General features: G+C 76.3%; 11 protein-coding genes and 1 riboswitch. Of the genes, 3 read left to right on the forward strand and 8 right to left on the reverse strand.

Annotation, left to right across the window (positions count from 1 at the left end; all coding sequences use genetic code 11):
• Positions 1 to 481: 481 nt before the first annotated feature.
• On the forward strand, positions 482 to 958 hold the full coding sequence (locus FA014_RS05980; protein WP_147795577.1) for an Lrp/AsnC family transcriptional regulator: 477 nt from the start codon (positions 482 to 484) through the stop codon (positions 956 to 958).
• A gap of 63 nt (positions 959 to 1021) precedes the next feature.
• Here the strand turns inward: FA014_RS05980 and FA014_RS05985 are convergent, their stop codons facing one another.
• The 4 genes from FA014_RS05985 to FA014_RS06000 all read right to left on the reverse strand — a co-directional run bounded on the left by FA014_RS05985 (position 1022) and on the right by FA014_RS06000 (position 4717).
• Positions 1022 to 1993, reverse strand: a complete 972-nt coding sequence (locus tag FA014_RS05985) for a universal stress protein (protein ID WP_154728791.1) — start codon at positions 1991 to 1993, stop codon at positions 1022 to 1024.
• Between the two features lie 127 nt (positions 1994 to 2120).
• Entirely contained in the window at positions 2121 to 2630 is a 510-nt protein-coding gene (locus tag FA014_RS05990) for an HNH endonuclease (RefSeq protein ID WP_230322909.1), read from the reverse strand.
• Between the two features lie 209 nt (positions 2631 to 2839).
• On the reverse strand, positions 2840 to 3625 hold the full coding sequence (locus tag FA014_RS05995) for a C40 family peptidase (RefSeq protein WP_154728793.1): 786 nt from the start codon (positions 3623 to 3625) through the stop codon (positions 2840 to 2842).
• A 2-nt stretch (positions 3626 to 3627) separates the two neighbouring features.
• Positions 3628 to 3792, reverse strand: a riboswitch (cyclic di-AMP (ydaO/yuaA leader).
• Positions 3793 to 4018: 226 nt separating this feature from the next.
• Complete coding sequence (locus tag FA014_RS06000) at positions 4019 to 4717, reverse strand: metal-dependent transcriptional regulator (protein WP_154728794.1); 699 nt, start codon at positions 4715 to 4717, stop codon at positions 4019 to 4021.
• An 88-nt stretch (positions 4718 to 4805) separates the two neighbouring features.
• On the opposite strand from FA014_RS06000, the gene serC reads away from it, so the two are divergent.
• Complete coding sequence (serC, locus tag FA014_RS06005; protein WP_230322910.1) at positions 4806 to 5945, forward strand: phosphoserine transaminase; 1140 nt, start codon at positions 4806 to 4808, stop codon at positions 5943 to 5945.
• 91 nt (positions 5946 to 6036) lie between these two features.
• On the opposite strand, the gene FA014_RS06010 is transcribed toward serC, so the two are convergent.
• The 4 genes from FA014_RS06010 to FA014_RS06025 all read right to left on the reverse strand — a co-directional run bounded on the left by FA014_RS06010 (position 6037) and on the right by FA014_RS06025 (position 10726).
• A complete protein-coding gene (locus FA014_RS06010) occupies positions 6037 to 6819 on the reverse strand; it encodes an LPXTG cell wall anchor domain-containing protein (RefSeq protein ID WP_230322911.1) in 783 nt (260 codons plus the stop codon).
• 274 nt (positions 6820 to 7093) lie between these two features.
• Positions 7094 to 8875, reverse strand: a complete 1782-nt coding sequence (locus FA014_RS06015) for a DUF4012 domain-containing protein (protein WP_154728795.1) — start codon at positions 8873 to 8875, stop codon at positions 7094 to 7096.
• Positions 8876 to 8967: 92 nt separating this feature from the next.
• Positions 8968 to 10290, reverse strand: coding sequence for an MFS transporter (locus FA014_RS06020; protein WP_154728796.1), 1323 nt, complete (start codon positions 10288 to 10290; stop codon positions 8968 to 8970).
• A gap of 10 nt (positions 10291 to 10300) precedes the next feature.
• Positions 10301 to 10726 carry a MarR family winged helix-turn-helix transcriptional regulator gene (locus FA014_RS06025; RefSeq protein WP_419178373.1) on the reverse strand — a complete coding sequence of 142 codons (426 nt, stop codon included), beginning with the start codon at positions 10724 to 10726 and terminating at the stop codon, positions 10301 to 10303.
• A gap of 221 nt (positions 10727 to 10947) precedes the next feature.
• Between FA014_RS06025 and FA014_RS06030 the strand changes: the two genes are divergently transcribed.
• Positions 10948 to 11865, forward strand: a complete 918-nt coding sequence (locus FA014_RS06030) for a DUF559 domain-containing protein (RefSeq protein WP_154728798.1) — start codon at positions 10948 to 10950, stop codon at positions 11863 to 11865.
• Positions 11866 to 11999 lie beyond the last annotated feature (134 nt).

The raw sequence follows: 11999 nt of genomic DNA on the forward strand, positions 1-11999 counted from the left end.
GGGCGGGGGTGCGGGTGGGGGCCGGGTGGGACGGTCACCCGTCCGGGGGAGCGAGGTGCGGCGACCTGGGGGTTCGCGCGCGGCGCGGGTGAACCCGGTGCGCGGGCGTTCAGCGCGGTCCACGTCGGGCTGCGCGGGCGCCGTGGCGAGGACGCCCGGCAGCGGTGCGGGCGCCGTGGCGCCGCCCTCCGAGGGGTCTGTCGGGTGTCCGCCGGTCACCGGCATGACTGGTCCCTTCCTCGGTGCGTCGCTGGGCCCCCTGCCACCGCACCCATCGACCCGCCGTGGACCGCGCTGAACGCCCGCGCACCGGGTTCACCCGCGCCGCGCGCGAACCCCCAGGTCGCCGCACCTCGCTCCCCCGGACGGGTGACCGTCCCACCCGGCCCCCACCCGCACCCCCGCCCCGACCCCGCCCCGGTGTCCCGCCACCCCGCCCCGGCGCGCGGACCTCCGCCCGGGCGTGCGCGAGGATGGGCCCGTGCCCCCGACCCGCCCCGGCGACCTCGACCCCATCGACGAGGCGATCCTCCGCGAGCTCGCCGTCGACGCGCGCGCGTCCTACGCGGACATCGGCCACGTGGTCGCCCTGTCCGCGCCCGCGGTGAAGCGCCGCGTGGACCGGCTGCGCGAGCGCGGCGTCGTCCGGGGCTTCACGGTGCTGCTCGACCCGGCCGCGCTCGGCTGGGAGACCGAGGCCTTCATCGAGCTGTTCTGCCACGGCTCGACCAGCCCCGCGACGATGCGCGCGGGCGTCGAGCGCTACCCCGAGGTCGTCGCGGCGAGCACGGTCACCGGCGACGTGGACCTGGTCGTCCAGGTGCGGGCCCGGGACATGCGGCACCTGGAGCAGGTGGTCGAGCGCCTGGCGGCCGAGCCGTTCGTCGCGCGCACGCGGTCGACGATCGTGCTGTCCGCGCTGGTCCGCCGCCCGGACGTGCCGCCGCCCCCGGCGTGACACGCCCCGGCCGCGGCTCCGCGCGGCCGGGCACGAGCACAGGCCCCGCGGGACCCGGGGCCGTCAGCCCGCGGCCGACTCCGCGGACCCGCCGCCCGCCGCGCCGACCCGGTCCTGGCACCGGTTCGTCACGACCATGACCGGGCAGGCCGCGTGGTGCAGCACCGCCTGGCTGGTCGACCCGAGCAGCAGCCCGGCGAACCCGCCGCGGCCGCGCGAGCCCACGACGATCAGGTCGGTCGCCGTCGAGAACTCGGTCAGCAGCTCGGCGCCCGTCCCGTCGAGGACCACCCGCTTCACCGTCAGCCCCGGGCGGTCGGCGATCGCGCGGTCCACGACCACGTTCAGCCCCTCCGTGACGTCGGCGAGCACCTGGGTCTGGTCGATCGTCGCGGGCAGCCACGCCATGACCCCCGACCCGCTGCCGACGGGCACGCCGGCGACCGCGGTGAGCTCGGCGCCCCACGCCTCCGCCTCCTCGATGGCGTAGCGCAGCGCGAGGTCGGCCTGGGGGCTGCCGTCGACGCCGACGATCATCCGGCGCACCGGGCGGACGACCGGGGTGGACTCGTCGGTCGGGACGACGCCGCCGCGCCGCTGGTCGCGCAGCGGGACGACGACCGTCGGGCAGTAGGCGTGCGCGGGCAGCGTCGACGACACGGTGCCGAGCAGCCGGTCCGCGAACCCGCCCTTGCCGCGCGTGCCGACGACCGCGAACGAGGCGTCCCGGGACATCTCGACCAGGACCGCCGCGGCGTCACCGGTCGCGACGGTCGTGACGACCTCGAGCCCAGCGCCCTGCGCGCGTTGCCGCGCCTCGTCCAGCACGGCGCGGGCGCCCTGCTGGATCGCGGTGTCGTCGAGGGCGGCGTACCCGCCGTCCAGGGAGGCCGCCGTGAACGACGGCAGCGTGTACGAGCACACGACGTGCAGCGTCCGGCCCCGCGTCCGGGCCTCCGCCGCGGCCCAGTCGAGGGCGTGCATGCTCGCCGCCGACCCGTCCACGCCGACCAGGATCTCTGCGTCCCGCTTCATCGCCACGACCTCCTTCGGTGCACATCCCAGTGTGCCCCCGATCATGCCCGTTCCGCACCCGCCGTGGGGTCCGGCGTGGCGCGGGCTTGACGAACTCTTGGATCGGGGCGCTCGGCGGGCACCGCGGTCAGGCGGCGAGGTAGGGCGACCAGGCCGGCTCGTCGACGACGGCCCCGCGCAGGAACGCCGTCGCACCCCGGGGGGCGGACGGCGTCCAGCGCAGCTCCCAGCCGATCTCATGGAGGAGGTGGTCGGCCTTGCGGTGGTTGCACCGGCGGCACGCCGCGACGACGTTGCCCCACTCGTGCCGGCCGCCGCGGGAGCGGGGGTGCACGTGGTCGACCGTGTCGGCGTGCGAGCCGCAGTAGGCGCACCGGTGGTCGTCGCGCTGCAGCACCGTCCGGCGGGTCGGCGGCAGGGGCCGCCGCATCGGCACGTGCACATACCGGGTGAGCGACAGGACCACCGGGAGCGGCACCGCGACGTGCTCGGAGTGCAGCACGCGGCCGTCGGACTCGAGCACGGTGGCCTTGCCGGACATCACGAGGGTCACCGCGCGTGGCAGCGCGACGACGCAGAGGGGCTCGAGGCTGGCGTTCAGGAGCAGCGTCCTGGGCGGGGCGGGCAGCAGCAGCACGGCGTCACTCCTGGGTCCTCGGGGACCCGCCTGGCTGGCGGGCCCGCTGGGGGAGGCAAGCAAGAGCAGGGTACGCGCACCTGGCCGGAGAGGCCGCATCGTTTGTGGCGCACGTCACGCGCCCGGCGCGCCCCGCGGGCCCCGGGGACGACGCGACCCCCACGGCCGCGCGGGCCGTGGGGGTCGGGTCGGGAGAGCTGCGGGGCCGTTCAGCCGACGCGGATGAACGTCGGGTTGCTCTGCCAGATGCTGCGGAACTGGATCGTCTTGCCCGGGCGGGGCGAGTCGATCTGCTGGTCGCCACCGGCGTAGATCGAGATGTGGCCGGGGCTCCAGATCAGGTCGCCGGGCTGGGCCTCGGACGCGGAGATCACGGTGCCGGCCGACTTGATCGCGGACGACGTGCGCGGCAGGGAGATGCCGAGCTGCGCGTAGACGTAGGACACGAAGCCGGAGCAGTCGAAGCCGTCCGGGGTGGTGCCGCCGGAGACGTACGGGACGCCGACGTAGCGGGCGGCGACCTCGAGCACGGCGTTGCCGGCGACCGACTGCGGCACCGCGGAGGCGGCGACCTCGGTCGCGGCGGTGGCGGTCTCGGCGGTGGCGCGCTGCGCGGACCGGGAGGTGGTGGTGCGCACCGGCTCCGGCTCGGGCTCGGGCTCCGGGACGACGGCCGTGACGGCCGGCGTCTCGAACGACCACGCGGCGTCCGCGGGGGCCGTGACGACCGGCGCGGTCTCGAGGGCCGTCTTGGCCGAGGCCGTCAGCGCGGCGGTGTCCACCGACGGCAGCGCGGCCTGGTCGCCGGACGCGGTCGCGGCGCTGGCGGCCGGGACGGCGACCGCGGAGACCATCAGGCCCGTGGTGGCCGCGACGACGGCGGTGCGGCGACCGGCCTGGGCGAGGGTGCCCGTGGCGGCGGTGGCGAGATCGGTCAAAGGGGTGACGGGGCGACGCGCGGAACGGTGTCGAGCGCGCACAGCACTAGCGGTCACGTACAGCCTCTCCTGGCGCCTACGAGGTGAGCTGTCGGGTTCGGGTCGGAGATACCCGGCCGCGCTCCGCTCCCGGACGAACCGGTCGCGTCACGCGGCTTCACCCCAAGGACACCGTCTCCGGTGCCCACATGTGGTTCCCCCGCCCCTGCCGGCGAAGTGTGTACGGAACCTCGGGCGGCGGCAGGGCTCGGCGTACCGTCCAAGGGCTCGTGCGGAGGAGGGTTCCGACGAGCAGGACGACCGTACCCGACCCCGGAGCCGATTGTCACGTTCCGGTCACGGGCTGTTTCCCGGGCCGCGAGAACGCTCACATCGCCCAGCAGGTCACCGGCGCACGAAGGCCCCGCGCGTGGCGTGCGCCACAGCCCGCGGGGCCCTCGGGGACGTCGGTCAGGAGGTGCGGAGGAACACGTGCCGCGCGACCTCCTGCGGCAGGTCCAGGACCGTCTCCGCGCCCGGGGCGCCGACGGTGACCGTGTTGCCGTTCTTCTCCACCGCGATCTCGTTCCCCGGGCGGACACCGGCCTGCGCCAGCCGCGCGAGCAGCTCGACGTCGGTCTGGATCGGCTCGCCCAGCCGGGCGACGACGCCCTTGGTCGAGCCGCCGGCCTCGACGACCACGGCGACGACGGGGGCGACGCCGTCGAGGAACCCGACCGGGGTGCGCTCCTCGCCGATCTCGTCGAGGCCCGGGATCGGGTTGCCGTACGGGTCGAAGTGCGGGTGGTCGAGCAGCCCGGCCAGGCGCCGCTCCACGCGCTCGCTCATGACGTGCTCCCAGCGGCACGCCTCCTCGTGCACGTACTCCCAGTCGAGCCCGATCACGTCGGTCAGCAGCCGCTCGGCGAGGCGGTGCTTGCGCATGACGCGCATCGCCTTGCCCTGCCCCACCTCGGTCAGCTCGAGGTGGCGGTCGCCGGACACGACCAGGAGCCCGTCGCGCTCCATCCGGGCGACGGTCTGCGACACCGTCGGGCCGCTGTGCCCCAGGCGCTCGGCGATGCGGGCGCGCAGCGGGGTGATGCCCTCCTCGGTGAGCTCGTAGATCGTCTTCAGATACATCTCGGTCGTGTCGATCAGGTCACTCACGCCGGTGCCCTCCTGTCGTGCGCGGACGTCCGTCCACAGGCTAGTCGGCTCCGGCGCCCGACGGACGTGCCTGAGTATCGTGCGGCAGGTGACCGCGACCACGCCGCCCGCCGTGACCATCCCGGAGCACCTGCTGCCGTCCGACGGGCGGTTCGGCTCCGGCCCCGCCAAGGTGCGCGACGCGCAGGTGCGCGCGCTGTCCGCGGCGGGGCGCACCCTGCTGGGCACCTCGCACCGCCAGGCGCCGGTGAAGCACCTCGTCGGCCGGGTGCGCGCCGGGCTCTCCGAGCTGTTCGCGCTGCCCGACGGCTACGAGGTCGCGCTCGGCAACGGCGGGTCCACCGCGTTCTGGGACCTGGCGACGCTCTGCCTGGTCGAGCGCCGGTCCGCGCACGCCGTGTTCGGCGAGTTCGGGTCGAAGTTCGCCGCCGCCGCGGCGCGGGCGCCGTTCCTCGACGAGCCGGTGCTGACCTCCGTGGCCCCGGGGACGTCGGCGGTCCCGGCGCTCGCCGAGGGCGTCGACGCGTACGCGTGGCCGCACAACGAGACGTCGACCGGCGCCGTCGCCCCGGTCCGCCGGGTGCCCGGCTCGGCGGACCAGGGGGCGCTCGTGCTCGTGGACGCCACGTCCGGCGCCGGCGGCCTCGCGGTCGACGTGTCCCAGACCGACGCCTACTACTTCGCGCCGCAGAAGTCGTTCGCCTCCGACGGCGGCCTGTGGCTGGCGGTGCTGTCCCCCTCCGCCGTCGAGCGCGCCGCCCGGATCGAGTCGTCGGGCCGCTGGGTGCCCGAGTTCCTGTCGCTCACGACGGCGGTGCAGAACTCCCGCGCCGACCAGACGCTCAACACCCCGGCGATCGCGACGCTCGTCATGCTCGCCGAGCAGGTCGACTGGATGCTCGCCAACGGTGGCCTGCCCTGGTGCGCCGAGCGCACCGCGACCTCCGCCGGCCACCTGTACGGCTGGGCCGAGGCGCGCGACTGGGCGTCGCCGTTCGTCGCCGACCCGGAGCAGCGGTCGCCGGTCGTCGGCACGATCGACCTGGCGCCGGAGGTCGAGGCGCCGACGGTGGCGAAGATCCTCCGGGCCCACGGCATCGTCGACGTCGACCCGTACCGGAAGCTCGGGCGGAACCAGCTGCGGGTCGCGATGTTCCCCGCGGTCGAGCCGGACGACGTGCTGGCGCTCACCGCGTGCCTCGACCACGTGGTGGACCGGCTGGTCTGACGCGCGGCCGCGGCGCCACGGCGGCCGCCCGGCGCGACACCGGGCGCGGCGCCGGCGGGGGACGACCCCGGGGCGCCGCGCCCGCTCCGCGTCAGCCCGCGCGGTGCCGGCGGCGGACCGGGATCGCGGCGAGCGCCCCGCCGGCCAGCAGCATCAGCCCGGCGGCGACGAGCAGCGGGGTCGAGTTCGCCCCGGTGACCGCGAGCACCGCCGAGGCCGCCCGGACGTCCTCCGGCGCGGCGGCGACGTCCGAGGAGGCCGCGAGGTCCGGGGCGGCGAGCACCTCGGACGTGGTGACCACCCCGGCGACGAGCGCCTGCGGCGGGTTCGCGCACACCGCCGACTCCGGCGGGTAGGACACGACCGTGGTCGCGCTCGGGTTGACCTCGAAGGTCACCTCGACCTGCGGCCGGGTGTAGTCGTAGGCGTCGTGCTGGCTCCACGAGCCGTCGGGCAGCTGGGTCCAGCCCGGCCAGTCCGTGACCACGCCGTCCACGACGACGGTCCCGGGCCAGTACACCTGCCCGCTGAGCGGCAGCCCGGACTGCACCAGGTCGCCCCCGCCGGGGTTGTGCCAGGTGATCGTCAGGGTGGTGTTCGAGGTGCCGACGGGCTCGACCGCGTACGACAGCGCGGGCGCCGCGGCCAGGCAGACCGCCTCGGCGCGGGCGATGCCGAGCTCGCACCGGGTCGGCGGGGCGTAGCCGTCGGCCGGGGTGTCGGCCGGGTTCGGGTTCTCGCAGTCGCCGATCGTGACCGCGGGGGCCGAGACCGCCGCCGGGGCCGCCGGCGCCGCGAGCGCCGGGGCGACCGGGGCGAGGACGGCCGCCGCTGCCGCGACCAGTCCGATCAGGATGCGTCGCCGGTGTGCCATGTGCTCCCCCAAGGACCGGGTGCCCGGCATCGTCGCCGAGCTCGAGCCCGATTCGTACAAATCGGACATTTCGGTCATGTTAGGCACGGTCCTCGGGCGAGCGCGCGGCGGGCGGAGGGCGAAACTCCCGCGTCATCACGCGGATGTCGCGGGGTCAGCGGCACCGCGACCGCCCGGCGTCTCCCTGACCTGGGCCCGTGCGGTCGGAGGCCGCTGCGGGCCCTGCGCACCGCCTCCGGGTGAAATCACGCCGACGGGGGATCCCCCGCACGCGTCAGCCGGCCGGGCACTCCCCGGTCACGGCCCCGGGGCCCGTGAGCGTCGGGGTGGTCCACACCGTCAGGGCGCCGCCCGGCGCGGGGACGGTGACGCCGTACGTCTCGCCCGCGCCCGGCTCGAGCCGCGACGTCAGCACCGCCACGTCCCGCCGCGCGGGGGAGGCCTGCTGCCCGCCGACCACGGCGCCGTCGCGGGACACCGGCCCCACGCGCCCGTCCCGGGCCGACCAGAACGACACGTTGGTCGCCAGCCACCCCGCGGGCACCCCGGACCGCCCGTCGCCCAGCACCTGGGCCGGGTAGCCGGCGACGTCCGCCGGCGGCCGGTAGTCGAGCCGCAGGTCCACCCGCGCCGTCGGGTCGGCCGTGCCGCAGCCCTGCATCGTGACTGTGACGGTCGCCGCGAGGTCGAAGTCGAGCTTGCCCGCCGTGGCGTCGTCGAGGAACACCCCCACGGCGCCACCGACCCGGCCGGTGGGCGTCACGGCGTCGCCGGACAGGAAGGCCCCGCCGAGCGGGGTGCCCGCGAGGACCGCCTGCTCCGCCGGGTCGGCCGACCACAGGGACACCCGGCGCTCGTCCACCGCGTCGAGCAGGGCCTGACCCGCGACCCGCGCCGCCGCCGGGTCGGCGGCCGCGTCCCGCAGCACCCCGAACGCCGCCGTCGCCACCTGGGCGTAGAACGCGTCGCCCGACCGGGGGTCGCCGTACGCCAGGTACGCGTCCCGCAGCAGGGCGCGCAGCAGGGTGTCCCCGCCGAGCTCCGCGCCGTCGGCCTGCACCGTCCGCCCGGTCGCGGACAGCAGGTCCGCCACCACCACCGGGTCGGTGGCGAGGACGCCGTCGACCGCCTGGCCCGTCGACTGCTGCCAGAACGCGGCGGCGAGCGCGGCGGCCCGCGGGAAGTCCGGCACGAGCACGGAGTCCTGCACCCAGCGCCCGGGGCGGTCGCCGTACAGCGCGGCCTCGGCGCTGGACAGCGGCAGGGCGGGGACGGCGAGCTCCGGCAGGTCGACCGTGCTGCGCTGGCCGACCAGCCCGACCGCGCCGTCGGCGACCTGGAGCACCGCGACCGCGCCGACGATGCCGCCCTGCGCGCGCAGCTCGGCGGGGTTGAGGGACAGCAGCAGGTAGGTGCGGGGGCCGTCCGCGCCGAGCAGGTCGGGCAGCACCGCGGCGACCTCGCCGAGCGCCGACAGCGAGGAGGACGCCCCGTCGAGCGCGCCCTGCAGCTGCGCGACCGGGCCGGCGACGGGGCCGACGAGCCGGTCCGGGTCCAGGGTCGCGAGGTCGGCGCGCAGGCCGTCGACCACGCTCGCGGCGCGCGCGGCGGCGGGGGCGGCGTCGACGACCGGGGCCAGGTCCACCCAGCCCGCCGGGACGGACCGGGCCGGCTCCTCCCCCGGGCCCACGACGGTGCCCAGCGCGGTCAGCAGGTCGGGCGCGGCGTCGCGCGCCAGCCGGTCCGCGGCGGTCGCGACGACGGCCACGGCACGGAGGTCGTCGCCGACCAGCGGCAGGTGCTCCGCGAGCCGCCAGACCGGGTCGTCCACCGCGTCGGCGGCGCGGGCGGCGGCGTCCTGGGCGCCCGGGAGCCGCGCCTCGAGCGCCGGCAGGTCCAGCGCGCCGGCCTCCGCGCGGGCGCCGTCGGCCGTCGCCTGCAGGTCCCGCAGGGCGGTGCCGGCCCGGTACACCCGGAACGCGAGCCAGCCGCCGAGCAGCAGGGCGGCCGCGAGCAGCACCGCCACCGCGATGAGCACCCGCCGTCGGACCGCCATCCGTCGATCGTCACATATCGGACAAATCGGGCAAGGGGGCGGGGGCGGGTTCACCCGCTCGCGGTGCGGGCGGGGCGGCCGCGGCGAGCGCGCTACAGCGCCGCGTCCGCCGCCTCGCGCGCCGCCACCTGGTCGACCACCCGGCGCGCCTCCGGCGCCGCGGGGTGCACCACCTCGAGGTGCGGGCGGCTGCGCAGGCGGTAGCGCACCTCGAGGTGCCAGTGCTTGCGCGCCCACAGCGCCGCGGCGACCGAGATCATCAGCGCCGTGATCGAGCCGATGCCGATCGACCACCGCGGGCCGAACTGCTCGCCGACCCAGCCGACGATCGGCGACCCGATCGGCGTCGCCCCGAGCATGACGATCATGTAGAGCGACATCACCCGGCCCCGCACCGCCGGGTCGGTGGACATCTGGATGGTCGTGTTCGCGGCGGTCATCATCGTCAGCGACGCCAGGCCCACCGGGATGCACGCGACGGCGTAGGACGTGTAGGTCGGCATCAGCGCCTGCACGCCGGTCGCGATCCCGAACCCGAACGCCGCGCCGATCACCAGCCGCACCCGGGGCCGCTCGCGCCGGGCCGCCAGCAGCGCCCCCGCCAGCGACCCGATCGCCAGCACCGAGCCGAGGATGCCGTACTCCCCCGCGCCCTTGCCGAACTCCGCCCGCGCCATCAGCGCGCTGGTCATCTGGAAGTTCAGCCCGAACGTCGACACCACGCCGATCACCGCCATGATCACGAGGATGTCGCTGCGCCCGCGGACGTACCGGACGCCCTCCCGGATCTGGCCCTTCGCGCGCGGGGCGACCGGCATCGTGTGCAGCTCGTCGGTCCGCATGAGGACCAGCGCGAGGATCGTCGCCGCGAACGACACCCCGTTGATCACGAACACCCAGCCGGTGCCGACGGCCGCGATCAGCAGGCCGGCCAGGCCCGGGCCGATCAGCCGCGCGGCGTTGAACGACGTGCTGTTCAGGCCGACCGCGTTGGACAGCTTGCCGGCGGGCACGAGCTCCGCGACGAACGTCTGCCGCACCGGCTGGTCGAGGGCCGCGACCGCGCCCAGCGCCAGCGCGAACAGGTACACCTGCCACAGCTGCGCGTGCCCGGACAGCACCAGCGCGCCGAGCCCGAACGCGAGCACGCCCTGCGCGCCCTGCGTGAACATCAGCAGCTTGCGGCGGTTCACCCGGTCCGCGAGCACCCCGGCCCACGCGGAAAGCAGCAGGGTCGGCGCGAACTGCAGCGCGGTGGTGATGCCGACCGCCAGGCCGGAGTCGTCGGACAGGTCGGTCAGGACCAGCCAGTCCTGCGCCACCCGCTGCATCCAGGTGCCGACGTTCGCGACGAGGGCACCGGCGAACCACAGCCGGTAGTTGACGTAGCGGAGCGACGCGAACGTCGAGTTCATGCGGGCGGCCTCATCCTGCCGCGATCCGGCGCAGCAGCGCGGCGGCCTGCGTCAGGGTGCGGCGTTCGTCCTCGGTCAGGGTGTCGAGCTGGGCGGCGAGCCACGCGTCGCGGCGGCGGCGGGTCTCGCGGACCTCGGCCTCCCCCGACGCGGTCAGGCTCACGACGACCTGCCGACCGTCGGTGGGGTGCTCGGACTTCTGCACGAAGCCGAGCTCCACCAGCGCGTTGACGGTGCGCGTCATCGACGGCGGCTGCACGTGCTCGGCGTCGGCGAGCGCGCCGGGCGACAGCGGCCCCTCGCGCAGCAGGATCGCGAGCACGTTGAACTGCGGGTCGGGCAGATCCGCGCTCCCGCGCCGCGAGCGGATCCGCCGCGAGCTCTTGGCGAGCGCCACCCGCAGCTCCCCGGCCAGCTCGCCCCCACTGATCTCGATCACGATCCTTACCCTACGTCATTACCTTCGCTAACCACACCCGCCCACCCCGACCCGCGCGCCCCCTTCGCCGACTCTGCATCTCCGGACTCTGCGAATCGGCGCTCGCGCAGTCGCGAGATGGAGACTCGGCGGGCGTCAGGCGCGGGGGTGGCGCGGGTTGTCCACAGGGGGCCGGGACGGGGGTGCGGGGCGGGGGGTCGTGCCGGGAGGGTGGGCGGGTGCCTCGACGACCGCCCGTGCTGCCGGCCCGGCTCGCCGGCGCGCCGTTCTCGCTCTCCGAGGCCGCCGAGCACGGGCTGTCCCGGCCCGAGCTGCGCCGGTTCGACCTGCGGACACCCACCCCGGGTGTCCGGTCGGCGGCCGCGGCGCCGCGGCCGGGCGACGTCGTCGCGCAGTGCCTGGACCTCGCCCCGGCGCTGCCGGACGACGCCGTGTTCTGCCACGCGACCGCGCTCGCCCTGCACGGCGCCGACCTGCCGTTCGGGGTGGCCTCACCGCGCGGGTTGCACGTCCAGGTCGGTCCGGGTGGGTCGTGGCCGCGGCGCCGCGGGATCGTCGCGCACCAGCGCTCGGACGCCGACGTCCCGCACGTCGTGCTCCGCAACGGGCTGCGGGTGATGACACCCGAGCGCGCCTGGGTGCAGCTGGCCTCGACCGTCAGCCCGCGCGAGCTCGTGGTCGCGGCCGACGCCTTGACGCGTCGGCGCCACCCGGTGAGCAGCCCCGCCGCGCTGCGGGCCGCGGTGGCGCGGCTGCCACCCGGTACCCGGGGGATCCGCCTCCTGCGCGCGGCCCTCGACCGTGCCCGACCGGGCACCGACTCGTGCATGGAGACGCGCCTGCGGTGGGAGCTGGTGGACGCCGGGCTGCCGTGCCCGCTCGTCAACGAGCTGGTCCGCGCCCCGGACGGCTACGTCGTCGCCATGCCCGACCTGTCCTACCGCGAGGAGCTCGTCGCGGTGGAGTACGACGGCGACGTCCACCGCACCGACCGGGAGACGTGGCGCCGGGACATCAGCCGCCGCCAGGAGCTCGAGTCGCTGGGCTGGCGCGTGATCACCTGCACCGCAGACGACGTCCTCCGCCACCCGGCCCGGGCCGTCGCGTGGGTCCGGCGCGCACTCCACGGCAGATGAGCTCGCCGAGTCTCCATCCGCGGACTCCGCGGAGCCTTGCGCGCGGAGACGCGAGATGGAGAGTCGGCGCAAGCGGCGCGCGAGAGGCGAGTGCGGAGCGGCGGCGCGGAGCGGCGGCGCGGAGCGGCGGCGCG

The organism is Cellulomonas hominis (assembly GCF_005239125.1).
Lineage (GTDB): Bacteria > Actinomycetota > Actinomycetes > Actinomycetales > Cellulomonadaceae > Cellulomonas > Cellulomonas hominis_A.